24 protein-coding genes are annotated in these 25,424 nt (G+C 47.0%); 16 read left to right on the plus strand and 8 right to left on the minus strand.

Annotated features, from left to right (window positions below; translation table 11 throughout):
• Positions 1-15 precede the first annotated feature (15 nt).
• On the plus strand, positions 16-396 hold the full coding sequence (locus tag OP864_RS04315) for a hypothetical protein (RefSeq protein WP_270100065.1): 381 nt from the start codon (positions 16-18) through the stop codon (positions 394-396).
• Here OP864_RS04315 and bshA read toward each other — a convergent pair.
• Entirely contained in the window at positions 393-1,544 is a 1,152-nt protein-coding gene (gene bshA, locus OP864_RS04320; protein WP_270100066.1) for an N-acetyl-alpha-D-glucosaminyl L-malate synthase BshA, read from the minus strand. The two genes, OP864_RS04315 and bshA, sit on opposite strands and share 4 nt — an antisense overlap.
• 420 nt (positions 1,545-1,964) lie before the next feature.
• On the opposite strand from bshA, the gene OP864_RS04325 reads away from it, so the two are divergent.
• The 3 genes from OP864_RS04325 to OP864_RS04335 all read left to right on the plus strand — a co-directional run bounded on the left by OP864_RS04325 (position 1,965) and on the right by OP864_RS04335 (position 4,366).
• Positions 1,965-2,138 carry a DUF2256 domain-containing protein gene (locus OP864_RS04325; protein ID WP_270100067.1) on the plus strand — a complete coding sequence of 58 codons (174 nt, stop codon included), beginning with the start codon at positions 1,965-1,967 and terminating at the stop codon, positions 2,136-2,138.
• A complete protein-coding gene (locus OP864_RS04330) occupies positions 2,110-2,559 on the plus strand; it encodes a hypothetical protein (protein ID WP_270100068.1) in 450 nt (149 codons plus the stop codon). The genes OP864_RS04325 and OP864_RS04330 overlap by 29 nt, the downstream gene beginning before the upstream one ends.
• Positions 2,560-2,878: 319 nt before the next feature.
• Positions 2,879-4,366 (plus strand): glyceraldehyde-3-phosphate dehydrogenase, encoded by a 1,488-nt coding sequence (locus OP864_RS04335; RefSeq protein ID WP_270100069.1) that lies wholly within the window; start codon positions 2,879-2,881, stop codon positions 4,364-4,366.
• 67 nt (positions 4,367-4,433) lie between these two features.
• Here OP864_RS04335 and OP864_RS04340 read toward each other — a convergent pair whose 3' ends face one another.
• Positions 4,434-4,850, minus strand: a complete 417-nt coding sequence (locus OP864_RS04340; RefSeq protein ID WP_270100070.1) for a hypothetical protein — start codon at positions 4,848-4,850, stop codon at positions 4,434-4,436.
• A 138-nt stretch (positions 4,851-4,988) separates the two neighbouring features.
• Here OP864_RS04340 and OP864_RS04345 point away from each other — a divergent pair, with 138 nt between their 5' ends.
• Positions 4,989-5,750: a transporter gene (locus OP864_RS04345; RefSeq protein WP_270100071.1), complete on the plus strand. Its 762-nt coding sequence runs from the start codon at positions 4,989-4,991 to the stop codon at positions 5,748-5,750.
• Positions 5,751-5,953: 203 nt separating this feature from the next.
• The gene (locus tag OP864_RS04350) at positions 5,954-6,433 is read left to right on the plus strand and encodes a hypothetical protein (RefSeq protein WP_270100072.1); all 480 of its coding nucleotides are present in this window, start codon (positions 5,954-5,956) and stop codon (positions 6,431-6,433) included.
• Here OP864_RS04350 and OP864_RS04355 read toward each other — a convergent pair.
• Positions 6,396-7,772, minus strand: coding sequence for a flavin-containing monooxygenase (locus OP864_RS04355; RefSeq protein WP_270100073.1), 1,377 nt, complete (start codon positions 7,770-7,772; stop codon positions 6,396-6,398). The genes OP864_RS04350 and OP864_RS04355 overlap by 38 nt on opposite strands.
• Before the next feature lie 223 nt (positions 7,773-7,995).
• On the opposite strand from OP864_RS04355, the gene OP864_RS04360 reads away from it, so the two are divergent.
• Positions 7,996-9,060 carry a hypothetical protein gene (locus tag OP864_RS04360; RefSeq protein WP_270100074.1) on the plus strand — a complete coding sequence of 355 codons (1,065 nt, stop codon included), beginning with the start codon at positions 7,996-7,998 and terminating at the stop codon, positions 9,058-9,060.
• Positions 9,061-9,350: 290 nt separating this feature from the next.
• Here OP864_RS04360 and metK read toward each other — a convergent pair whose 3' ends face one another.
• Positions 9,351-10,604: a methionine adenosyltransferase gene (gene metK, locus OP864_RS04365; protein ID WP_270100075.1), complete on the minus strand. Its 1,254-nt coding sequence runs from the start codon at positions 10,602-10,604 to the stop codon at positions 9,351-9,353.
• Positions 10,605-10,769: 165 nt separating this feature from the next.
• The gene (locus OP864_RS04370) at positions 10,770-12,278 is read right to left on the minus strand and encodes a Fic family protein (RefSeq protein ID WP_270100076.1); all 1,509 of its coding nucleotides are present in this window, start codon (positions 12,276-12,278) and stop codon (positions 10,770-10,772) included.
• Between the two features lie 429 nt (positions 12,279-12,707).
• Here OP864_RS04370 and msrB point away from each other — a divergent pair, with 429 nt between their 5' ends.
• Entirely contained in the window at positions 12,708-13,103 is a 396-nt protein-coding gene (gene msrB / locus OP864_RS04375; protein ID WP_270100077.1) for a peptide-methionine (R)-S-oxide reductase MsrB, read from the plus strand.
• 173 nt (positions 13,104-13,276) lie between these two features.
• Here the strand turns inward: msrB and OP864_RS04380 are convergent, their stop codons facing one another.
• On the minus strand, positions 13,277-13,756 hold the full coding sequence (locus OP864_RS04380) for a haloacid dehalogenase (RefSeq protein WP_270100078.1): 480 nt from the start codon (positions 13,754-13,756) through the stop codon (positions 13,277-13,279).
• A 125-nt stretch (positions 13,757-13,881) separates the two neighbouring features.
• Here OP864_RS04380 and OP864_RS04385 point away from each other — a divergent pair, with 125 nt between their 5' ends.
• The 8 genes from OP864_RS04385 (at position 13,882) to OP864_RS04420 (ending at position 20,651) form a co-directional block, all read left to right on the plus strand.
• Entirely contained in the window at positions 13,882-15,081 is a 1,200-nt protein-coding gene (locus OP864_RS04385; RefSeq protein ID WP_270100079.1) for a putative sugar nucleotidyl transferase, read from the plus strand.
• A complete protein-coding gene (locus tag OP864_RS04390; RefSeq protein WP_270100080.1) occupies positions 15,072-15,737 on the plus strand; it encodes a spermidine synthase in 666 nt (221 codons plus the stop codon). Before OP864_RS04385 ends, OP864_RS04390 begins: the two co-directional genes overlap by 10 nt.
• Before the next feature lie 294 nt (positions 15,738-16,031).
• The gene (locus OP864_RS04395; protein WP_270100081.1) at positions 16,032-17,111 is read left to right on the plus strand and encodes an OmpA family protein; all 1,080 of its coding nucleotides are present in this window, start codon (positions 16,032-16,034) and stop codon (positions 17,109-17,111) included.
• Between the two features lie 174 nt (positions 17,112-17,285).
• A complete protein-coding gene (locus OP864_RS04400; protein WP_270100082.1) occupies positions 17,286-17,636 on the plus strand; it encodes a hypothetical protein in 351 nt (116 codons plus the stop codon).
• Positions 17,637-17,645: 9 nt separating this feature from the next.
• On the plus strand, positions 17,646-18,455 hold the full coding sequence (locus OP864_RS04405; RefSeq protein ID WP_270100083.1) for a hypothetical protein: 810 nt from the start codon (positions 17,646-17,648) through the stop codon (positions 18,453-18,455).
• A 150-nt stretch (positions 18,456-18,605) separates the two neighbouring features.
• Entirely contained in the window at positions 18,606-19,259 is a 654-nt protein-coding gene (locus tag OP864_RS04410) for a hypothetical protein (protein ID WP_270100084.1), read from the plus strand.
• Complete coding sequence (locus OP864_RS04415; protein WP_270100085.1) at positions 19,226-19,972, plus strand: sensor histidine kinase; 747 nt, start codon at positions 19,226-19,228, stop codon at positions 19,970-19,972. The genes OP864_RS04410 and OP864_RS04415 overlap by 34 nt, the downstream gene beginning before the upstream one ends.
• Entirely contained in the window at positions 19,956-20,651 is a 696-nt protein-coding gene (locus tag OP864_RS04420; protein ID WP_270100086.1) for a response regulator transcription factor, read from the plus strand. The genes OP864_RS04415 and OP864_RS04420 overlap by 17 nt, the downstream gene beginning before the upstream one ends.
• 580 nt (positions 20,652-21,231) lie before the next feature.
• Here OP864_RS04420 and OP864_RS04425 read toward each other — a convergent pair.
• Both OP864_RS04425 and OP864_RS04430 read right to left on the minus strand, forming a co-directional pair.
• Complete coding sequence (locus OP864_RS04425; RefSeq protein ID WP_270100087.1) at positions 21,232-22,362, minus strand: aminotransferase class I/II-fold pyridoxal phosphate-dependent enzyme; 1,131 nt, start codon at positions 22,360-22,362, stop codon at positions 21,232-21,234.
• Between the two features lie 3 nt (positions 22,363-22,365).
• Complete coding sequence (locus OP864_RS04430; RefSeq protein ID WP_270100088.1) at positions 22,366-24,663, minus strand: RelA/SpoT family protein; 2,298 nt, start codon at positions 24,661-24,663, stop codon at positions 22,366-22,368.
• Positions 24,664-25,424 lie beyond the last annotated feature (761 nt).

Genomic DNA, 25,424 nt, shown 5'->3' on the forward strand with positions numbered 1-25,424 from the left:
AAAATACTAAGGCAAATGCAAAGCAAATTATTTCTATTTAGCTTTTTTCTATCTCTTCCCTTTTCGCTGCTGGCCCAAAGCATCCAGCTGCTAGATGGTCCGGCGCCCGAACAGCCCTATGCGGAATTAGTGGCCGAAAGCTGGGATGAGCAAGGCGCCAATTTTGAAATCCTCATTGAAAACAAAGGAAAGGCGATGCTACAAATTGATAGCATCGCCCTGAGTTGCGATTGTTTGACTTTGCGGCCTTATCATAACATTCCCTTGCCAGAAGATGGCCGCCGCCGCTTTTTTATTCAATATAAAGGTCCCAAAAAGCCTTTTGATTTAATGGCCATTATTTATAGCAATGCCAAAAATCACCCCGCCTATTGGCTGCGCCTAAAACAGGACTAATCCAAAGCCTCTTTAGGGTAAACCGAACGCTGAATCACTTTCTCATAATAGGCCTCATACTGAGGCAGTATGTTTTCTATCGAAAACTTTTTGGCATGTTCTAAGGCCGCCTTCTGGAATTCCTGATGCAGCCCTTCATCCTTGAGCAACTTAATGGCATTGGCGGCCATTTCATCTACCTCGCCCAAATCGGAGCAAAAGCCCGTCACCCCATGCAAATTGACTTCGGGCAAACCGCCCACATTGGTTGAAATTACGGGGACCTCACAGGCCATAGCCTCTAGGGCCGAAAGGCCAAAGCTCTCACTAGCCGAAGGCATAATAAAGAGGTCCGAAACGGCCAATAACTCTTCTACTGCATCTTGCTTACCCAAAAAGCGAATATCTGCACAAAGGCCCAATTCTCTACACAATTGTTCTAACTTTTGCCGCTCTGGCCCATCGCCAACCAACAGTAGCTTGGCAGGTAACTCGGCCCGAACCTGCGCAAAAATCTTAACCACATCCTCTACCCGCTTTACCTTGCGAAAATTAGAAATGTGAATCAATATTTTTTCGCCATGAGGCGCAATAGCTTTGCGAAAATGCTCTTTGTTCGAGCGCTTAAATCGGTCAAAATCAATGAAGTTATAAATGACCTCAATCTCTTGGTCCACCTCAAAGTTGGCATAAGTATCTTTCCGCAAACTATCCGATACCGCCGTTACCCCATCCGATTTATTGATCGCAAAACTGACCACTGGCTCATAAACGGGCTGCTTGCCCACCAGCGTAATATCGGTCCCATGCAAGGTCGTCACAGTCGGAATATAAATGCCTTCTTGCAGCAATATTTTCTTGGCCATATAGGCCACCGAAGCATGCGGCACCGCATAATGCACATGCAAAACGTCTAGTTGATCATATTTGACCACATCCACCAACTTAGAGGCCAGGGCCGTCTCATAAGGCGGATAATCAAAAAGAGGATAGTCTGCAAAACGAACCTCATTATAGACAATATTCTCATGAAATCCATCCAAACGAGCCGGAGGAGCATAGGTAATAAAATGAACTTTATGGCCTCTATCGGCTAGGCCTTTGCCCAATTCTGTGGCAACAACACCGCTACCTCCATAGGTAGGATAACAAACAATTCCTATTTTCATAATGACGCTTCTGTATGCTTTGGCCTCAAGATAAGGCCCGACTTATAATAAACAAAAGCCCTAAAAGGTTTTTAAATGATGTTTAAGCGTATTCTGCTGTTTTGGGGCGTTACTCCTTTCAGTCGTCGAACTGCGGCTTGCAGCCTTGTTGTCGCCTCCCTTCGGTCGTCGGCGGTTACTCCCTTTGGTCGTCGAACTGCGAACTAAAGTTCTTGTTGTCGTTCCGCAGCTCGCTGCTGTTTTGGGGCCTCCCGCCTGCGGCGGGCGCTACGTTTCGCAGCTCGCAGGTCTGCTCGGCCCTGCGGCCTGACGGCCTTGGTCTGCGGCTACGCCGCACTGCTGCACATCGCTAGGCCGGTTGGCGGCTTCGCCGCCTAAACCCAAACCTTTGGTCCAGCAAGCTGTTTAATGCAAAAAAAGATGAAGAAAGACCCTAGAAAAAAGCCTTGGAAAAAAGAGCAGCTCCCTTCCAAAATTTGTATACATTGCGGCCGCCCCTTCAACTGGAGAAAGAAGTGGGCAAAAAACTGGGATGCTGTAAAATACTGCTCTAAAGCTTGCCGCAATGGAAAAACGCCTACAACTTCAAGATAGAATACTGAGCCAAAAATGGGGCTTTTATGTCTTGCTTTTCCTCCTGCTCTTAGGAGGCAGCTACCTCAACAGACTCCTCAAAGCGGGCATCTTTGGCTGGGCCCTGCTGGCCTTTGGCCTCTGGCAACTTAGCCGCTCTTTTCAACTGCAATTGCGTCTGGCCCAAAAAGAAATTATCCTAGAACGACAAATTTTTGGCCTGACCATCAAACGCAGAAGCTGCGCTTTCTCTCAAATGGAATGCTGGGAGCATGGCTGCCGCCTCCTCTTTTTTCAAAATGGCCAAAAATGCCTAGAACTCAGCTTTGAAGAGGAAGGGCTTCGCTGGGCCGAAAATAACTACCAAAGCCTATTGGCCCAAGCCAAAATAGGACAAGCCCTCTGGGGCAAAATTATGCAGTATTATGGCTTTTTGCGCTAAAACTGGCCCTTTACAGCGGACAGGCGGCGAAGCCGCCGCAGGCCTAGCGATGTGCAGCAGTGGCCGAAGGCCAGACCAAGGCGGCAAAGCCGCCGCAGGGCCGAGCGAATAGCGAGCTGCGAAACGTAGCGCCGCAAGGCGAAGCCGCAGCGGAGGCCCCAAAAAATCCAGATGAATATGGAAACTTAACATTTTCTTGAAACAGCCTAAGCCATATTTCCTTAGAAAAAAGCGACCTTTGTCCTCAATTTTAAGCCTTTAAGTTGGTCTAATTTGGGCCACAAAAGGATTTCTTCGAATCAATTTACTTGCAGAACCTATGGATATCAAAACCACTGCTGCCCCCTTTGAGGAGCACTTGAGCAAATGGCGCGAAAATGAAAAAACAGCCCTTGAACTTCAGCGCCTAGTTGGAGAACTGCGCTTTGATCGCTCTATTGAGATTGTCCTTTTCCGTCGAGATATTTATGATAGCCGCCCTAGCCAAATTATTAATGACCACCTTTTTGCCAAAAATTACGTCAAAAAGCCCATTACGGCTCAGATGAGTTTGGCCATTACCGAGGCCATTGCCAAATTGGACCTAGCCCCCTCTAAAATTGATATTGGGAAATTGGCCACAGAATGGCTGAGCCTAGACCAAAGTGAAAGCCCTAGCCTAGAAGAGTTTGTGGCCGATCAGCTTAAGGATTTTGTGGGACAAACCGCCAAAGATGCTCAGAATGTCAGCCCCAAAGATGTGGTGGTTTATGGTTTTGGTCGTATTGGTCGCCTAGCCGTTCGCATTCTTACCGAAATGATGGGCCGTGGCGAGCAACTTCGTCTGCGCGCCATCGTTTTGCGCCCCCGAAAAGGAGGCGATTTGGTGGCCGAACTCAATAAACGAGCCTCGCTTTTGCGCAAAGATTCTGTGCATGGCAAATTGAGAGGAACCGTGCAGGTGTTGCATAAAGAAAACCAACTCATTATTAATAGCTGTAAGGTGCAGATTATCTATGCCGCCCAGCCTGAAGATATTGACTACCGAGAATATGGCATCAATGAGGCCCTCATTATTGATAGTACCGGGGCTTGGAAAGACCGTGAAGGCCTAAGCCGCCACCTTCGTCCGGGCGTAGATCGCGTGCTCTTTACCGCTCCCGCCAAAGGCATCAAAAATGTGGTCTATGGCATCAACCAAAGCGATTTGGACCTCAATAGCGAGGACGATAAAGTCGTTTGTGCCGCCTCTTGTACCACCAATGCTATTGCCCCCGTGCTCAAGGTGCTCAATGATAATTTTGGGATTGAAAAAGGCCATATGGAAACTATCCATGCCTATACCAGCTCTCAGAATTTGCTGGATAACTACCACAAAAAAGAACGCCGTGGACGTGGAGCCGCCACTAATATGGTCATCACTTCTTCTGGAGCCAGCTCGGCCCTAAAAGAAGTATTGCCCGCCTTGACAGGTAAAATTACGGGCTCTTCTGTACGGGTACCTATTCCCGACGGTTCTGTGGCCATTATGACTCTCAACCTCGATAAGGCCATCAGCCTTGAGGAGCTCAACCAAGCTATGCGTCAGGCCTCTTTGCATGGCGACCTCTTTGAGCAAATTCAATACTCTACCTCTAAAGAGTTTGTTTCTGCCGATGTGATTGGCGCCCAAGCTTGCTCTGTTTATGATGCGCCCGCCAGCAAAATTTCTGCAGATGGCAAAACCATTACCATCTATGTTTGGTACGATAACGAATATGGCTACACCCGCCAAGTACTTCGCCTGGCCAAATATGTGAGCCAAGTACGCCGCTATCACTACTACTAGACGCTTGTCTTTATTGTATAAAAAAAGGACTGCCTAAGGCAGTCCTTTTTTTGTGCCCTACCAAGAGTTAACGCACAATATTTTCATGCAAAATGGCCAGCTGCTCTTTCTGGGCCAACCATTTTTTTAGGGCCAAAAAGCGAGCCTCTCGCTCAGTGCCCGAATAAATAGACAGCTCAATAACAAAGGGCCAATCTTGATAAGAGGAAAATAAAATCTTTTCTGGTTGATGATTCTGATAGACCGAAAAACTACTAAAAACCTCCTGATCAACCGACTGATAAATCTGCCCAAAAGAAGGCGATACAGACAGCTGATAGCTCAACCCATACTGCTTTTCAAAAAGCGACAAAACGGTTTTTACATCCTCGGCCTTAGCGCCAATCTCTAAATAATACTCTACAGCTTCTGTCATACTACTGCTCGTTTGCGCCATTAAAATGCTGCTGCAAAATAATAGCAGGGGGATTAAAAAATTCTTCATATTAACATTTTTGAGGTAAGGGGCTCAAAATAAAACATTTAGCAGAAAATTAAAAAACAAATACATTAACCGTATCAATCCTTGCAATTATAAACCTAAGCTATTAACTTAGCGATACATAATAAAAACACAAAAATTATGCATCGACTAATTATCTTTCTCCTCAGCTTTTTCCCGCTTCTTCTATTGGCCCAAATCAATACCGACCGCCCCACTCAATCCGAAAGCTCGGCCCTTGTTTTGCCCAAGCAACTACAGCTAGAGCTGGGCAGTAGCTGGCAGCAAGCCCCCGATTTACAGGCCTATCAATTGCCTGGTTTTTCTTGGCGCTACGGCCTCATTAAAGGCTTAGAATTGCGGGCCTTGGGGCAGCTGCAGCACCTTCGTCCTGAGCAAGAGCAGCTAAAAAACTACTGGAACCTTTCGGGCCTTCAGCTAGGCACAAAAATGCAGCTTTTTTCTAGCTCTTCTGGAGCTGCAGAAGGGGCTTGGGTCAGCCAAATAGCCCTTCCTGTGCAGACTTATGCGGGAGCGAGCAACTGGGCCTGGACCAACAAATTGGCCTTTAGCCATCAGCTCAATAGCCGACACAATTTGGCCTATAATCTGGGCACTCATTATGCCGAAGGGGGCCAACATAGCTTTAGCTACACCCTTTGCTGGTCCTATAGTTTGGCCAAGGGTTGGACCATTTTTCTAGAGCCTTATGGGCAGTTTTCGCCGCAAAACAATCCGCAACTTTGGGCCAATACGGGCCTCATTTATTTGCTCAATAACAACCTTCAGCTCGACTGTTCTTTTGGCCTAGACCTACAAACGGCCCAACAGTATTTTATTGGCCTAGGCCTCAGTAGCCGCTTTTTTGCCCCTTCCAAGGCTAAAGAAGAAGAGGAAGACTAGTTGTTTTCTTTTTTGGGGCTGCCCCGCCCTGCGGGCGGGTCGGGCTCTGTCGCAGCTCGCAGGGCTGCTCGGCCCTGCAGGCTTTTTCGCTTTGCTTCAAAAGCCTTGGGTCTGCCGCCTTGCGGCGGCCCTGCTTTCCATCCCTCAGCCGGGGCAGTTTTCTTCGCTCCAATGGTAATTTCTAGCCACAATCTCCCCCTTCTATGCCCTATCTTATTTTTCTTTCCCTCTTCTTGAGCAGCTCTTTTCTTTTGGCCCAATTGCAGCCTCTACCCGAAGCGGGCGGAAAATTACTTCTTCAGGGAGATAGTCTATTTTATATTGCGCCTAAAGCCAGTTATCTCTATCAAGCGGGGCAATTTATTGCCCTAAACAAAGCCCCAAAAGCGCCCAAAAAGAAACCTAGTCTGGCCTGGGGCGCCCAAGAGCGATACATTTTGGACCAAAGCCAAAACTTTCGAGCAGGCTATTGGGCCAAAGATCTGGACCAAAGCGAGGCCCTGCTCGAACAAAAGAAAGCCGAAAGCTGGCAGAGCTTTCGGCTTTTCCTTCCTCCTTATGAGGATGCTTACATTTATAGCCTAATAGAAAAAGAGGAGCAATTGTACCTCTGTCTCTATCTAGACGAACAACATTTTTTGCAACTTATTGCGGTAGAGCCGCCGCCTCCTTCTCTAAAATAGAGCGGTAGGTGCTTGTATCTACACAGAAAGGCATATTGTCCTGCTTCAAGTATTTATAACCCGCAGTCATATCTGGGTTTGGACCAGCTTTTTTCGTCTTAAAGTCTAGGGCTTCGGCACAGCCTTGTTCTAATCCAGCAATAAAGTTGGCCACTAAGCGGGCTTGCTCTGCTCGGCCTTCCCAGCCTAAACCTACGGCTTCTACCATACCCAAAACAAAGAGGTTATCATATTGAGGGTGGAACATATTGAAGTAAAGCTTGGGCGCTCGTTCTTGCCAGTTCAGCTCCTTTTTGTCAATAAAAGGATAATCTAGCTTATAGCCAGTCGCCAACATCAAGATATCGTACTCTTCCTTTTGGCCATTTTTAAAATGGACCGTCTGCCCCTCAAATTTCTTAATGTCTCCACGAATGTTAATATCGCCTTGGCCAATATGCTGTAAAATCAGCGTATTCATTACTGGCCGAGACTCATACACCTTATGGTCTGGGGCTGGAAAACCAAAATTTTGAAGGTCGCCAACTACCCATTTGAGGAGCTTTCCGCCAATCCATTGCTGTAAAGGACGGGGCAGGCGCCATTTTCCGCCTAAGGTATCTGAGGGTTTGCCCATAATATATTTAGGGACAAAATAATAGCCTCTACGGACAGAGACATCTACCTTGGGCGAACGGTGCGCCGCATCTACGGCAATATCGCAGCCACTGTTTCCAGCACCAATAATCAAGACCCGCTTACCTTCAAAGATGGCCGCATTTTTATACTGCGAAGAATGCCAGATTTCTCCAGTAAACTCCCCTTTAAACTTGGGGTAATTGGGTTGGGCCAACATGCCATTGGCAATAATGAGCCCCTTGTATAGATGGGTGGAACTTTGGCCATTTTGCTCTACCGTAATCTCCCACTGCTCTCCTTTTCTTTCGGTCTTGATCACCTTGGTCTGAAAAGAGTAGTGAGGATAAAGGTCAAACTCCTCGGCATAAGCCTGAAAATAGCTATACATCTCTCGATGAGAGGGATAGTCGGGCCAATGCTCTGGCATAGGGAAATCCTTGAATTCCGTTTGCTTTTTAGAAGAAATCAGGTGAGCTGACTCGTAGACAATGCTATTGGGATTATTGATATTCCATAATCCGCCAACATCTACACCTAGCTCAAAGCCATCAAAAGGAATTCCTTGTTCCTTGAGTGCTTTGGCCGCAGAAATCCCCGAAGGACCGGCACCAATAATAGCATATTTTTTTTCTGTTTGGAGGAGGGATTTGGGGCCGTGGACATTATTCTTGCGATTGGGCACAAATATATCGTTTTGGTGAAAGCGTAAGATGCTAGGCATCTGCGCTATAATAGACTTTCTGCCAATAGATAACGGTTTTCAAAAAAAAATGAAAATTTCTACCGTTAAAAAAATCTAATGAATTGAAAATATCGTAGTAGGCGACTTTTTTATAAAAAAGCTGTAGTGAGGGGTAACAAAACCTTAAGAATTGTCATCTATACAATATAGTCTTAGATAAATATGTACCTAAGACCTCTTATCTCACCTAAAGCTTAATTTAATGTCTAGATTATTATTTTTACCCTTACTCTTATTCTTCTTCTACCAACCGGCAGAAGCTCAACTAATGAACCGTCTTAAGAATAAGGCAAAGGCTGGTGTTGCAGGCGTGAAGGCCCAACCCAAAGCCCCAGAAGATGTCAAAAAACTTTCTGTAGAAGAGCGTCGCGCACTTTATGCAAAAAATGAAAACTACCAAGTTGTGGTTGGCAACCTGCGCTTTCCCGCCAAAGATGGCCGAGCAGAATCAGAGGTAGCAGGTGCGGCCTTTGCGGCCAAAATGCCCAATGCCAACTCTATTGACTTGGCTGCGCCCTTAGAGCAAGAAGATCTCATCAAGTTTGTGAGCTTTCCCGAAACTAAAGACTGGGTAGGTGCTGGCGAACAATTTTACTCTATTGTAGAAATGAGCTGCTTTATTTATGACCAAGAGGCTCAAAAAAGCTATAATCCCGGCCAATATCAAAAAGCGGGAAGAATGCTACAAATGGCTGATGGTAGCTGGATCGTTTATGTGGTCCAAATGCAATCTGCCAGAGAGTTTGGCCCAGTAGAAATGGTAGCCGCTGGCGCAAAAACAGAAGCCAAAGCCCAGGAGTTGTTCAAGGCCCAAAGCTCTATCGATAAAGCCGAGGCCGTAGAAGCTAAAATTAGAGCCTATATGGCTGCCGAAGAAGCCAAGCAACTAGAAGCCCGCCGACAGGCTGCCGCCAAAGTGCAAGTGCCTAAAAAAGGCGCTATGGATAAAAATAGCGACCTCCGCGCTTTGTCTAAAAAATACTTGACTGAGCTTTGCGAAAAAGACGGCACTCCCCTACTCTATTTTCACCTAGAGTCTAATGACTGGACCCCCTACATGAACCAACTCACCTCTAAGCCTTTTTACCGCTGGTGTAAGGGTGCTTTTGTTCAGAAGAATAAAGATGGTAGCTGTATGCTTCATGGCTTTACGCTCAAGCAGCGTTATGTGGGTGGAAAATACCATACAGAGATTGAATTTGGTGGCGTTATCCAGGGCCAAGTGCCTTATGGTAGCTACATCAGCTGCGATAATATTCCGAAATAATAGGTTTTCGGTTTGATGATGAAAAGGGAGCTTAGGCTCCCTTTTTTTTGGTCCATTTTTGCGCCTAGAGGAGCGAAGCGACTGGCCCAGCGCTGCGGAGTGGGTGGCCGAAGGCCAGACCCAAGCCGCCGCAGGCGGCTGCAGGGCCGAACAGACCTGTGAGCCCCGCAGCATAGCGGCGGCCGACCGAGGCGCAGCCGAGCCGGCCGCGGGCCCCAAAGCATAAAAAAATAACCAACCCTAATGCTAGAGTTGGTTATTCTTATGTCTAGAGAAGTAGAAAATTTATCCTAAAGACCAAAAGCCTTTTTGATATCTTCTACACGGTCCAAACGCTCCCAAGTGAAGGTTTCCACTTGGCGTTTTTCCCAGCCCTGAGGCGTCAATACTTCTACCTCTTTCATTTCTGAAGGGCGGCCCATGTGACCATAAGCAGCAGTTTCAGAATAGATAGGATTGCGTAGGCCGAGGTTGCGAATTACGGCAGAAGGGCGAAGATCGAACAAAGAAGAAAGCGTTTTAGCGATTTCCCCATCGTTCATATCTACTTTGGCCGTGCCATAAGTGTCTACAAAAAGACCTACGGGCTCGGCTACACCAATGGCGTAAGCCACCTGAACGAGTGCTTGATCAGCAACGCCGGCAGCCACCAAGTTTTTGGCAATGTGGCGAGTAGCATAAGCAGCAGAACGGTCTACTTTTGAAGGATCTTTACCAGAGAAAGCGCCACCACCGTGGGCACCTTTTCCACCATAAGTATCTACAATGATCTTGCGGCCGGTCAAACCAGCATCGCCATGAGGACCACCAATAACGAACTTACCTGTGGGGTTGACGTGATAGATGATCTTGTCATCAAAAAGGGCCTGAATACGCTCGGGCAAGCTTGCTTTTACGCGGGGCACCAAGGTTTCGATCACATCCTTTTGGATTTGATCGCGCATGGCTTTTTCCTCTGCAAAATCGTCATGTTGTGTAGACAAAACGATCGTGTTGATGCGGATCGGCTGATGGTCGTCATTGTACTCAATGGTTACCTGAGACTTGGCATCGGGGCGGAGGTAAGTCATTTCTTTACCCGCCTTGCGAATGTCTGCCAACTCTCTCAACAAACGGTGAGAAAGGTCTAGGGCCAAAGGCATGTAGTTATCGGTTTCGTTGGTGGCAAAACCGAACATCATTCCTTGGTCACCAGCGCCCTGCTCCTCTTCTTCACGTCCCACATCTACGCCCTGCGCAATATCGGCAGATTGTTCGTGGATAGCAGACATGATTCCGCAAGAGTTGTAATCAAATTGATATTCAGCCTTAGTATAACCGATTTTATGCAAAGTTTTGCGAATCGCTTTTTGGATATCTACATAAGCTTCTGAGCGAACTTCACCGCCCACAACCACCAAACCTGTGGTCACAAAGCTTTCACAGGCTACCTTAGAACTAGGATCATTGGCCAAAAAAGCATCTAGGATAGCATCTGAGATTTGGTCGGCTACTTTATCGGGATGCCCCTCAGAGACCGACTCTGATGTGAACAAATATGGCATTATTTCTCGCTAATTTAAAGTTGTTCAAAAAATATGCAAAGGGCCAAATTTGTCTTTTGGGCGGCCTTCGCTTCATAAATGCAGCAAAGATATAAATTTCTGCAAAGGAAGTTAAGCCCGCCCCTATTTTGCTAGAAAAAAAGCTGAGGAACAAGCGCCAAGCAATCAAAAATCAAAGGCCCGAGCAAAACAAGCCTCGGCCCAGTTTATTTCTTCCTGCTCAAAATGACGAAATTCTTTTTTTAAGGCTCTTTTTGATAAACGCCCCTGATTCTGTTTTAAAAATTGATGCAATAAACTTATTTCAGCATCTGAGAGCTCCATTTTTTCTAGCAGCCCTCTTTTAAAGCAATCATAAGCTGCCAAGTAAGCCAATTCTTTGGGAAGCAGTTCGGCCTTAATTTGCGCCAAACAACTACAAAAAAACTGAGCTTGCCGACTAACATCAAAGTAGCGATAGTAGTCTGCCGTCTCATTGCTAATCAAGACATTATGATCTGCCGATTCCCGCCATTCTATAAAAGATAAAACTGCAGCAGAATAGCTGCTGAGCGCCTGATGATATCCTTTTAAATCATTAAGTATAGCTGCTGATATAGGCCAAACAGAAGTCTGTACGCCCCTAGCCCCCAATATATGATGAAAAAGATAACGATGTAAACGCCCATTTCCATCAACAAAAGGATGAATGAAGACAAAGGCAAAAGCCATTTCTGCAGCCAATAAAACCAAGGGAAACTCTTTCTCCTCTAAATATTCATAACTAGCCAAATAACAAGCTAATAGATCCTCTAGATCCGAAGCTTTTGCAGAAATATGCTCTGGCATCGGCTGCCCTGTTGCCCAATCATGCTCTCCTATAAATCCCTCTTGCTGACGTATACCTAATGCCCGCTTTTGCTTGCCCCCCAAAACAACAGTTTGCAACTCTTCTAATAAAGAAATCGACAAGGGCTGCTGCCCCGCTTGCCCCAACAAACGAGCCCAGGCCCAAGCCTGATTTGCCCTAGGCCGCTCTCCTTCTATAGAAAAGGAAGCCCTAGAATCTTTTAAGACTAAATAGGCGCTCGCTCGCTCCAAATCTGCGGAATTAAAATTATTCGTCCAGCTAGAAAAACCCTCTGCTATACAGTCATCTAGTTCTTGGCTCCGAAATATTAAAGGGCAAAAGCCTGGCAATCCTGGCAAATTATTCAAAATCCTATGCCGTGCAGAACGCTCTGGCCGAACCCCATACTGCAAATGCTCATCCAACAATAAGCAATAGTTTCCCCGCTTCAAATCATCTAAAGGCAAATGCTGGCCCATTAACCATTCATACAAAAACCAAATCTTTCGACTGTATTTCCCCCCTGGCGCCAAAGCCAAAAATGCTAATAGCTCTTTTTCTGCTATAGTCTCAAACAGCTTTTTGAAAAAAAGCAAGTTGATGCCTTCATATTTTAAAGCAAATACCAATTGCGACCATAAATCATCCTCTGGCTGATAACGAACAGAAAAAACTCGCCAAGCTTCCGTTTCATATTGTCGATGCTTCAAACTAATTAAAGCCAATTTCTCAGGATAAGGAACTGCTAATCCTAAAGCATTGATAATAGCCCCATAACCCACTAAATAGCCCTCTTCAGCAGCAGCACGCCCCCGAAAAACAGTTATCCTTGATGAATATTGCATACAAAACAGCTTATTTTATGAAAAGTGCATACAATTTAAGGCTTAAGTTGTAAAAATACTATCATTAGTTTCTTTTTTTGGGGCTGCCCCGCCCTGCGGGCGGGTCGGGCTGTGTCGTGGCTCGCAGGTCTGCTCGGCCCTGCGGCGCAAAGCGCCTTGGTCTGCGGCTGCGCCGCCCCACTTTCCATCCCTCAGCCGATGCAGGCCAAGGCCTGCATAAAAGCGGCAGGCTATCGCCTATTTTAATATAAAGCGGGCCACAGCCCGCTTTGAATTGGACCAATTTGGCCCAGGCCGCCCGAGGGATTCCCCTAAGGAATCCCGCAGAGGGCTGAGTGGGCGGGTCATCAGTACGGATGAGGAGCGAAGCGAGGAATAGCGCTTTGGGCCAACCAAAAGCAGAAAAGACTGTTTAAGGAAAAAAACGCCATGAAAAAAGTAGAAAAAACCGAGGCCCAATGGAGGGCCCAACTTCAGCCAGAAGAGTACCGCATTTTGCGACAAGCAGGTACCGAACGCCCCTTTACGGGAACCTATTACCAAGAAGAGCGCCCTGGCCAATATAGCTGCAAAGCCTGCAATTGGCCCCTCTTTGATGCCCAACAAAAATATCACTCGGGCTGTGGCTGGCCCAGCTTCTGGACCGAGCTAGGCAGCGCCAACATCATCCAACGGCCAGATTATAGCCATGGCATGCAACGCATCGAGCTGCTTTGCCCCCAATGCGAATCGCATCTGGGCCATATCTTTAATGATGGGCCAGCCCCTACGGGCCTTCGCTATTGTATCAATTCGGCTAGCCTGAACTTTAGCCCCAAAGAATAAGGTCCAAGGAGGAGGCGAAGCCGCCGAAAAGGCGCGCAGCGCCTCGGCTGAGGGGCTGTAGCAGGGCCGCCAAAGGCGGCAGACCAAAGCGCTGAAAGCGCTGCAGGGCCGAGCGAACAGCGAGCTGCGCAATGGCCCGACCCGAGCGAAGCGAGGGGCAGCCCCAAATCCTCCTACAACTTAATTTCAGTCAGAATTTCCCATTCATTGGGCCGAGGAGCCGTATGCACCAGCTGCAGGCGGTCAAAATGTAGCGGAATCGTCTGGCCCTTGCTTTCTTCATTAAAAATGGGCAGGGCCCCATACAAAAAGCTCAGCTGTGGCACAAAAGGATGCAACTCCAGATGTTCAAAAAGCTGCTGGGCCTCCGCTCGGAGCTGGTCGATCTTAGAATTTGCTTGCTTATTAAGAAAAAGGCAGCGATAATAGGCCTCTAGCTCGCCACAGGGATGAAAATCTAGGGCAATGGGCAGTAGCTCCTCGGCCCAAGCCGCCAACTTTGGCGCAAGCAGCTCGGCTGGCTCTAGTAAGCCAGACAAAAGCGTTAGGTGGGGGCAAAAACGCGGCGAATCATCTAAGCTCGATAGGGCCTTAATGTGTTGGGCCAACTGCCGATAAGCCTGATGATTAGGGATTAACCAAAGAGAAAGCATAGCAAATTGTGATTAGGGAAAGGAAGATACAAACTTATTAGGGAAAATTACCCCCCTCTTCGGTCCTTAAAGAGTTTTGTTTAAATTTGCGGGCAATTTCATCTCCTCAAATACAGGCTTTTATCATGCTCAACATCATCTTATTTAGTAATGAGGCCCAACGCATCCGTTTGCGCCCATTTAGTTATAGCCGCCCCATTGGCGCTTTTCGTTTGGGGATAGACTGCTTGGCGGAAAAATGGCAGGCCTTGCTTGGCGGAGAGGTCTCGCATTTTACGGCCCCTTATTTGGCCCAAAAATATCCCTGCCAATTTGAAGAGGAAAACTTATTGGTTCGGGCTACCGTCCTTCCCTCTGCAGATTTGATTTTGGCCATTGAGCAGCTTCAACTGGGCGAAAGCCTAGCCGATGCCCAAGGGCAATCTATTGCTTTGAAGCTGAACTGCCTAGCGGCCCAACAATATTTGGCGGGCCAATTGCTCGAGCCGCCCATTCAGCAAAACTACCTAGGCGAATTAGTCGAGTTAAAAGGACCTTGGGACCTCTTTCAGCTCAATGATGATCAGCTTCGGCAAGACTTTGATCGCCTGAAGGGCCAGGGCCAAAAACTTTCGGCTAGCAACCGTTTGATTGGGCCAGAAGATCAGCTCTATATTCATCCAAGCGCCCATGTAGAAGGCAGTATTTTGAATACCCAAACGGGGCCTATCTATATTGGTCCCAAGGCTCAGGTATTAGAGGGATGTATGTTGCGTGGACCGATTGCGCTAAACGAGGGGGCCGTCCTGAAAATGGGTGCTAAGGTCTATGGCGCAACAACTCTGGGCCCTTATGCTAAAATGGGCGGAGAAATCAGTAATGTCAATGTCTTTGGCTACTCGAACAAAGGACATGACGGATTTTTGGGCAATGCCGTTTTGGGCGAATGGTGCAACCTGGGTGCAGATACCAATAGCTCCAACCTCAAAAACAACTATGGTAAAGTCAAAGTATGGAACTACGCCCAAGAGCAATTTGAGCAAACCGACTTACAATTTTGTGGGCTGCTGATGGGCGACCACAGCAAAACGGGCATCAATAGTATGCTCAATACGGCCACTACCGTAGGCTTTTCGGCCAACCTCTACGGGGCCGACTTCCCCGAAAAGTTTATCCCTTCTTTTGCCTGGGGCAGCAAAAACAACTGGCAAAGCTATAGCCTCGATAAAGCCATGCAAACCGCAGAGCGGATGATGCAACGCCGCAATATCCCCTTTGATGAAAAAGAAAGCCAGCTTTTTGAACAGCTTTTCCTACGGACCAAAAACTATCGAAAATGGGAGTAGCCGTCACAAAAAAGCCCAACTTCTTAAAAAAAATAGCCAGCTACTTCTATAGCTTCCTTTTAGAGCAGGCAGAAAGCCCCATTAGCGGCCCTCTAGAACTGCACTACCGCCAAGGGCGCTATATGTTGAGTACAGCCCATGCAATTTATTCTTATGAAGACCTCTATCACAATTTTCGGCTAGCTTTTGACTACCTGCAGCCCGAAAAAAAAGGCATCCAATCGGTCCTTATTTTAGGTTTTGCCATGGGCAGTATTTGTCAGCTCCTTGAAAATAGAGGACTAAAAGCCAACTACTTAGGAGTAGAAATCGATCCCATCATCATCAGTTGGAGTGAACGCTATATTTTAAGCGAATTATCGGCTAATATTTGCATTCAACAAGCTGATGCGGCCAAGTTTTTGCAAAAAAACACAGACAAGTTTGAGCTGATACTCATTGACCTATTTGTAGATAATCAGGTCCCTGAAGCCTTCAGAACCATAGACTTTCTACAAAATATTCAGGAACATTTAGCCCCAAATGGGCATATAATATACAACAGTATGTCCGATCAAAAGGGACATACAGCATTTTTGGAACAATTTCGGCAAGTCTTTCCGAAAATGCACAGCCTAGAAATTGGAAAGAACCAGCTCCTTTTTAATTTTGCATAATAAGCTGTCACAAATATTAGGCATTTCACCTAAGTGTAGATTAAAAAATCATTAGGGTGATTGAGGCTCTTGGCAAATAGACTTTTATTCCTTATTTTTAATTAAATTAAAATAAAATTCTGAGCTACCTAGCAGTTAGCTAATAAGAAATAGCTGCAAAAAGCCGCCTAATTGCAATTAATTTCTCAAAACTCTTAATTTTCACGATATTCATTGGCTCAATAGCCCCCAAAACACTCTAAGTCAAGATAGAAATAAAGACAGAAAATCGACACACTTAATATTTTAGGGAATATGAAAGCACTGTACAACCAATCACTCTTTAGTTTGCTGCTCCTTTGCAGCCTGCTGTTTTTAGGGAGCAGCTCTAAGCTAGAGGCCAACGACAAGTTTTTCGATTACCTGCCCAAGTACCGTAAGTTCAATTCCAATTATCAGATTGATAAGATTGAATACCGAGAAAAACGCACGGTAATTTACTTCCGCTTTGTGGTGGAAGAAGATAATAATGTAGCCTTTTATAGCGGCTCTCACCCCAATGCCTGGTACCTGCGTACACCTCCTCGTATGCGAGGCATTGAGGTGCAGTTCAAATTGATGGAAATCACCGACATCCGCGTCAATAATGAGGTAAAAGTAGATATCCTCAAAGATATTCCAGAAATCGAATACGAAATGAAAAGAGGCGATGTAGTGACCTGCGAAATGCACTTTGCCCGCATCCCCCACTATATCCGTATGCTCGACCTTATTGAAGGTGCCGACGGAGATATGGATAACGACCGCTTCAATTGTTTCGATATTCTCATCAAAACGGCTCAAAGCCCTCTGCTCGGAAAAGAAAGCGAGGCCCAAAAGAACACCCAACGCTTTGAGTCTACCTTTACTTACCTGCAACCCAAAACTGCTAGCCAACCCCTAGCCGCCAAAGAAGACAGCCCCAAAGAAGCAAATAATACACATATGGCCGAGCCGATCGACTATCGCCCTCAAGCCATGACAGACCTAGCCGATATCCGCTGCAATAAACGGGTGATTCTTCCTTCTATATCTTTTAAAGAAGATGCGGTAAACTTCAACGGAAGAGTCCGCGCTATGCAGGATATCAAAACACTTCGCCAATATCTAGAAAATTATCCCTCGGCGATTATTCGCCTACACGGACATACCGATATCTTTGGCGATGATATTCGAAATCTTCAACTCTCTAGAGAACGGGCCATGGCCGTTAAACTAGAACTAGTCAAAATGGGCATCGACCGCGATCGTATCGAGATCCTATTCTACGGAGGAAGACAACCCCTCCAAGGCCTAGAAGAAGGCGGTGTAGCAAACAGAAGGGTGGAAGCAGAAGCCATCTGTACCGACCAATAAGCCAGACTATTCCGCAATCAAAAGCAGCTATTCCTATTCAGGAATAGCTGCTTTTTTCGTTTAGGGTTTCCCCTAGTTTTGCAAAGACTAGGGTTTCCCCTAACAAAAGAGAAAAGCCTAGGGTATATATTTGTATCACAAGCAAAATCCCTCTCCCACCTTAAATCTTTTGTTATGCGATTAGCTATGGAAAAAGTGGGTAGTCTGTTTTTTTACCTCCTTAAGGACTACCTCTATCAAACCCTCTCCCCCATTAGACTCTATACCAAAGTATACCTAATTGATAATCAATCTGATTATTCGCTGACGATTGTGGGATGGAAAGATGGACAGAAAACACAGGAATTTATTCCCCTTGGCCCCAACGGACAACTCAATCTTCAAGACAGCCAAAGATATTGTAAAACTAGCCTCGGCCAGTCTGTATCTGTCTTTATCAATGGCTGCTATACCAGCAAACGCATCAAATATATCAACGGACAAGCGACCCTAATTATCAAGAATTCAGATTACTCATCCTTTTAATCGTTCATTATGCAAATTAAAGAAGAGATCCAAGCCTGGAACGAGATCCGAAATAGCCAAAAAGGCTTTCAGTTCTTGCAAGCAGGTAGCGGATTCACCCTCTCTAAAGAGGAGTTCCTACAATGGAATAGCAGCTCAGATTATGTTCACCTCTACCTAGCCAATCAAAATGATGCGCTCTGCTTCTATCTTATTGATGATTATCATGATCAGGCCCAAGAGTATATCCTAGGCCAAACCATTTTCAAAAAGCAGTTTATTCATCCCACGATAACCGCTAAGCAACAGCCTCCTCTAGCAAAACAAACAAACAATCTCCTTATCCAATTTCTTCAAGAGCTCAATAGCCGACTACAAGCAGCTAGCAATAGCTCTCTCGAGCAACAAAAACAAAGTCTAGAAGAAGGCTGCAAAAAGATCCTAGACCAAATCAATTCACCCCTAGCCCTCAGCCAATTTCAACAGGCTATTCAGAACCAAATAGATGCCGTGATCCCCAGCTTCCGCTGGCTGATGTTCTCCCCCCAATGGTTCGAGGAATTGGCCCAAGCCGAAAAGGTGGTGCAGGCCTTCAAAATCCCTTTCCAAGATTTTAAATTCCTCTTCGAGGAGCATGATAGCCAAGAGGCCTTCCTCTTTTTTGGCCTGAAAGATACCCCCAAAGAAGATTTTTCGACCACTATTGATGTCTTTCTAAGCCAATACGACCCCAATAAGAAAAGTAGCGAGGAGATTAGCTTTGTTCTAGCCAATCGCACGGCAGATATTAGCACGCCTTGCCCCCCTTACCATACCTACGACCTCCCCCTGCTTAATTAGGTCCAGCCCCAATACCTACTTTTTATGCTTTTTGTTCTCCCCCTAGCCCTAGGCCGCTCGAAAAGGGCTAATAAACTTTAGCTCGCCTAAGACTAGACAAAAAGCATATTTTAAGTACATTAGCCCCAATCAAATTGGGGCTTTTTACTTATGATGGAATGGATAAATTTACTAGGCCGATTGATTGCCGTCTCCGCTATCGTCATCCTAACGCTGGGCGGCCTGCTCTCAATCACTACAAAACCATACGCAGAGAAAAACTGGACCCTCACTTACCTCTTTTTCTTGCTCGCCACCGAAGGCCTCGCTAGTTATATTGGCTTTTATCGGCAAGAAAGCGTCTTCTTTATGTTTATCCTCTCTTTTTTCCTGCATTTCTCTTTTCTCAATCTCTACTATAACCATTTTCTCTTTCAACATCCGCCCCAAAAAACCCTACTCACCGCTAGCCTCGGCCTGCTGCCCTTTCTCCTCTTTGTTTTGCCCGAACCCTACTACCAGTTATTCCGATACTATGACCGCCTGCCCTTCTCTTTCTCCATTATGCTCGCTAGCCTGCTCTATTTCTACCAGTTGGTCAGCGGAAAAAGAACCTACGAAAAGCCAACGGCCTTTCTCAACGCCAGTATTCTCCTCTTTTTTAGCCTCGATGCCTTTTTGGCCCTAGCTACAGAGTACCTGATTCACGAAAACCTGATTTTAGTCTCTGGCTTTTGGACCATCAGAGCCATTTGCCTCCAATTATTCTATAGCGCTTTAATTTATCACGGATGGGCCCGCAGCAAAATGCCTCTACAGTTCTAATCCTCCTCGCTCTAGGGACCATTATCCTAGGGACCCTCCTCGGCCTGCTCTTTTTCTTCCTCCGGATCCACCTCAAAAGAATTAAAGCCGCCGAAGAAGAAAAACACCGCCTCGAGATTAACCACCAAAAAGCCTTGGCCTCGGCTACTGTAGAGATTCAGGAAAGAGAACGCGCCCGTATCGCAGAAGAATTACATGACGATCTTATCGCCCAACTTTACCGAATTAAGCTCTCTAACTTTAATCCACAAATCAACCAGATGCTCAAAATGAGTATCCAAAAGGCCCGCAACCTCTCTCACGATCTTAGCCCCCCTATGATTGATCAGGTAAATATGGAAACGATTCTGCTCGATTTTATCGAGCCCTTCCGACAAAAATATCAAATTCAATCTAATCTCAATGATGGCAATAATAAAGAGCTGCCCAAGGAGGCTAAGCTCCAACTCTTCCGCATTTTTCAAGAACTCATTACCAATATTGATAAACATGCCGCGGCTAAGCAGATAGATATTTATTACCGCTATCGCCATAATTATTTGGCCCTCCTCCTCCGCGATGATGGCCTAGGCTTTAAGGCCGAACAACAAAATGGCCTAGGCCTAAAGAATATTGCCATGCGCAGCCAAATCCTAAACGGTCAATTTAAGTTTAAACCCAATTCTCCAAACGGAACTACTTTTACTTTCCTACATTATGAGCCAAACAACTAAGATTAAGATCGCCATTACCGACGACGACTCTCTGGTCGTCCAACTACTCACCGAATATCTAGAGAAGTTCTCTCCCCTTCCCTGCCAAGTCATTCTCCAGGCCTATAGTGGCCAAGAGTTTATAGAAAAGACCAAGCTCCCTAGCTTCCAAGAGGTCGATATTATCTTGCTCGATATGCGGATGAAGGAGGGCGACGGCCTTTGGGTGCTCAATGAATTGAGTAAGCAGTCTTTTTCGGCCAAGATTATTGTGCTCACGTCTTACTATAAAACGGCCTACATTGGCCAGATGATGAGCCTTGGGGCCCATGCCTTTTTGCCCAAAGAGATTGATAAGGAGCAATTAGTGGAAATTATCCAGGAGGTCCAGCAAAAGGGCCATTATTTTAGCAGCGAGCAGATGCAGTCGCTCCGCTCGCAAATTACGGCCAAATCGCCTAAGTTACAGCTCGATCCCAGTAGCCAGATTAGTCCCCGAGAGCTAGAGGTGCTCCAACTGATTGCCCAGCAATATACCAATAAGGAGATTGCCGAAAAGCTCTGCCTGACGGTCAAGACCATTGAGGCCCATAAAAGTAATTTGCTGGCCAAAACGGGCTCTAAGAATGCGGTGGGCCTAGTGGTCTATGCCATCGAACAGGGCCTGATTAAGGCCAGCGATTGTATCCGCCTCAATTAGTGTTTTTGGCCCTTTGGGCTGTTTGTTTTTTATTTTTTCCTTTTGGGGCCCGCGGCCCAGGCAGGCCTAGGGCCTGCCTGGGCCGCCGCTATGCTGCGCGGCTCGCTGTTCGCTCGGCCCATCGCTTTTTCGCTTTGCTCAAAAGCTCGGTCTGGCCTGCGGCCACCGCTGCGCAGCGCTGGGCCGCTCGGCCTTTTAGCTTGGCCAGTTCTTTCTGCTGCGGCCCCCTTGGCCCCTCCTTTTAAATGGTATTCGTCGCTGCGCTCCTCATCCGTCTATATGTCCCCGCCCACCCACCCCTCTACGGGATTCCCTAAGGAATCCCTCGGGATGGCTGGACCAATTCCTGCACCTCCTCCCCCACTAAATAGGCGGCTTCGCCGCCTCTGGCCCAAAGGGACAGAACGGCCTAGTGATGCGGCGGGGTGGCCCGAAGGGCCAGACCCAGGCGGCGCAGCCGCCGCAGGGCCGAGCAGACCTGCGAGCCCCAAAGCGTAACGGCGCAAGGCGAAGCCGCAGCGCAGGCCCCAACTCCTTCCCTCAGAAAAATAGCGAAAATAAAACACAAAACCTCTAACCCCTAGCGCCCAACATAAGCCGCCAGCGCCTCCAACAAAGCCGAAATATCCCCCAAATCCATATCCGCCCGCAAGCAAATGCGCAGGCGTTCCTGCCCCCTAGGCACCGTAGGGTATCGAATGGGACGCAGATCAAAACCCTGCCCCTCCAAATACTCCGAAAGGGCCAAAACCTCCCGATTTCCTGGCCAAAAAATAGCCTGAATCGGTCCCTGATTGGCCGTCAAAATAGTCGAAAGGGCCAGTTTTTCCCTTAAGGCCAAATAATGGGCTAAACGCTGCTGCAGTTCGGCCCGCAGCCGCGCCCCCTCCCGCTCCAGATAGCGATAAACCAAGCGCAAATGCCCAATCTGAGGCAAAGACATGGCCGTACTATAGATCAAAGGACGGGCAAAATTGATGAGATACTGCCGCAGGATCGAGCTGCCCAAAATCACCGCCCCATGGCTGCCCACCGCCTTGCCAAAGGTATGCAAACGGGCAAAAATGCGCTGGCTCAGGCCTAATTCCTGAACTAAACCGCCCCCATTTGGACCAAAACAGGCCGTCGCATGCGCCTCATCAACCAAAAGGGCCGCCCCATAACGCTCCGCCAAATCGGCCAAGGCCCCCAAAGGCGCCCGATCGCCATCCATGGAATAAAGCGACTCCACCCAAATGTAGCGCAGCCCCTTGGGCGCAAGCGCCAACTGCCTCTCCAAATCCTGCAAATCATTGTGCGCAAAGGCAAAAGCCTGCCCCTTGGCCAACTTTAAGGCATCATGCAAACTCGCATGGGCCAAGGCATCATAATATAAGGTATCGCCCCGCTGCAAAAGGGCCGAAACCAAACCCAAATTGCCCAGATAGCCCGTGTTGAACAGCAAAGCCGTTTCCGCCTCATGGAATTGGGCCAACTGCTGCTCCAACTCCAACATAGCAGGATGATGGCCCGAAAGCAAACGGGAACCCGTGGCCCCCATTTGCTCATATTTTTCTTGCCCCAACTGCAAAAGGAGCTCCCGATTCCTAGCCAAGCCCAAATAGTCATTAGAGCTAAAGCTAATGAGCTCTGGCCGATGGCGCAAACTGCGTTGCATCCCCCGCTTCGCATAGGCCGCAAGGCGCTCTTGCAGCCGTTCTTCATGCTTCATGACTTACTCAATTCTGGCTACCGTATTGACCGCATCCAAGTTCTTAATCGACATAATAATCTGCTTGAGCTGGTCCTTATTTTGCACCATCAAACTAATCCGTCCTTCAAAATGACCCTCTAGGCCCTCCATAGAAAATGAACGCATATTGACGCCCAACTCATTGGTAATGATGTTAGACAACTGCTGCACCACCCCCATATCATCCATGCCCGTAATCAAGAGATCGGCCACAAAAGAGGTTTCGCCAGACTCTACCCACTCCGCCTTTTTTATCCGATAGCCATAAGTGGCCTGCATATGCTCGGCATTGGGGCAGGTGGTCCGATGAATTTTCAAGCCATGCTTAGAAGTCACATAAGCAAAGATATCATCGCCCATAACGGGATTGCAGCAGGTGGCCAAAGAGTAGGTATAATTGCTGGCATCTTCGCCATCTACCATCAATTTGGGCTTCTTAAACTGCTTACGACTAGCCAAGGGACGTAGTTTGGGGCCCTTGGGCTTTTCTATCTGTGCAATTTCTTCCCTAGGCGTATCGGCCAACTCTGGAAACAGCTTTCCCTGCTCTTGCCGCAAAAGCTTAATCTCATTTAAGTTGTACTGTCCCTGATAAATGCCATAATAAAGAGCAGGGCGATTCTCTAGGCCGTAGTATTTGACCAGTACGTCTATATTCTCATCGGCATCTAGCTTGAGGGTTTTCAGTTTGCGCTCTAGGGTTTCTTTGCCCAAGGCCCCCAACTTCATGCGCTCTTCACGGAGCGCCTGACGGATCTTATGTCTGGCCCGTCCTGTCTCCACCATCTTCAACCAACCCTCTGAGGGCTTTTGGTTCGGGCTGGTCACCACCCTCAATTGGTCCCCATTTCGGAGGCGATAGCTAAGAGGAACAATCTTTTCGGCCACCTTGACCGCCTTACAATGATAGCCCACCTCCGAGTGAATATCAAAGGCAAAATCTAGGGCCGTGGCTCCTTTAGGGAAAAAGCGGAGGTCCCCCTTGGGCGTAAATACATAAACCTCCTCGGCAAAAAGGTTCGACTTAAAGCTGTTTAGAAACTCAATGGCATTGGTTTCTGGATTCTCCAGCATTTCTCGGGCTTTGGTCAGCCAGCGCTCAAAGGTGCTGCTTTGGCTCGACTTAACGCCCTTGTATTTCCAGTGTGCCGCAAAGCCCATTTCGGCAATCTCATCCATGCGCTCCGAGCGAATTTGCACCTCGACAAAGCGGCCCTTTGGCCCCATAACTGTCGTATGCAAAGATTCATAGCCATTGGTCTTTGGCATAGATACCCAATCTTTTAGGCGTTCGGGCACGGGAGTGTAGTAATCGGTAATGATAGAATAGACATTCCAACAGGCAGCCTTTTCTCTTTCAATGGGTAAATCTAAAACAATCCGAATAGCAAAGAAATCATATATCTCCTCAAAGGCCAGTTGCTTCTTCTTGAGTTTGTTGTTAATGGAAGAAATGGATTTGGCTCGGCCAAAGATGCGGGCCTTATAGCCTGCAGCTTCTACAGCCTTGCGCACGGGAGCAATAAAATCCTCTATATAAGCCTCTCTTTCGTCCTTGGTTTCTTGTAATTTCTTGACAATGTCTTGGTACTCTGTAGGCTCGATGATCTTCATGACCAAATCTTCCATTTCCGTCTTTATGGAGTAGAAACCCAGACGGTGGGCCAAAGGCGCATAGGTATAAGAGGTTTCTGAAGCAATCTTTAGCTGCTTATGATGAGGCATAGCGCCTAGGGTCCGCATATTATGTAGGCGGTCCGCCATCTTAATTAGGACCACCCGCACATCCTTGGCAATGGTCAAGAGGATCTTTTTAAAGTTTTCGGCCTGTGGGCTACTCATTTTATCGCCCTGTACATTATTGGCATTGGCAATGCCCGAAAACTTGGTCAGGCCATCTACAATAGAACTTACCTTTTGGCCAAACAATAACCGAATTTGGGCTAAAGTCACCTCCGTATCTTCTACCACATCATGCATAAGGGCCGCTTTGATAGAGCGAGGGGCCAAGCCCAACTCATCAGCACAAATACGGGCTACCTCTATAGGATGCAGAATATAAGGCTCTCCCGACTTTCGTCTTTGGCCCGCATGCGCCCGAAAAGCTAAAGTAAAAGCCAGACGCATTTCTCTTTCTTCCTCTGGGGGGTAGTCCATCCGCAGGCTGCCTAGCAAATGCTCAAAGGCCGCATAGACTTCTTTTTCTTCATCGGCATTGAGATCGGTGGTTGGGTCTGGCAAATTTAAAGGCGCCAGCTTTTCTTCTATATAGTCTACCATAGTCTTATTCTTTTTGTACAGGGCCCTACTCATCCAAAAATTTGATCCTCGGCCACCGCTTGCTCTTTTGCTTTCTTCTTTTAATAGAAAATCTTTCTATTACAGAAAAAAATGCCCCTGCCCTAGCCTATAGGCTAAGCAGAGCACAACAACAAAAAAGAAATTTAGAGAGAAGCCCTTGCTTTTCCAAACTTTTTTAAGCTATTGTCTGCATCACTATATATTATATGTATAAAAGAAATAGGAAGCGCTGCTTTTTTGCCCCTAAGTCAATGGATGAATAAAGCAGAAAACTCTTTTTATCAGCGGACTAGCATCCCTTAGGCAAAAAACAAGGCGCCAGAGGCCTCTGGATTGTTACATTTGGCTCTGGGGATTCCCCAGAGGCGTCTGGATCGTTACATTTAGCTCCGGGGATTCCCCAGAGGCATCTGGATCGTTACATTTAGCTCCGGGGATTCCCCAGAGGCATCTGGATCGTTACATTTAGCTCCGGGGATTCCCCAGAGGCGTCTGGATCGTTACATTTAGCTCCGGGGATTCCCCAGAGGCATCTGGATCGTTACATTTAGCTCCGGGGATTCCCCAGAGGCGTCTGGATCGTTACATTTAGCTCTGGCGTGGCGCTGAAGCCATCTGGATCGCTACATCATCATCTATAGCCTCCACTTCCGTAACGACTACAAAAACAGCCTTAATTTTTCTACGTAAACAATAAAAGTTAAAAAAGTTGTGTTTTTTTCTGCAAAAGACTTGACCTT

Origin of the sequence: Saprospira grandis (assembly GCF_027594745.1) — a bacterium.
In the GTDB taxonomy this organism is placed as follows: Bacteria; Bacteroidota; Bacteroidia; order Chitinophagales; family Saprospiraceae; genus Saprospira; species Saprospira grandis.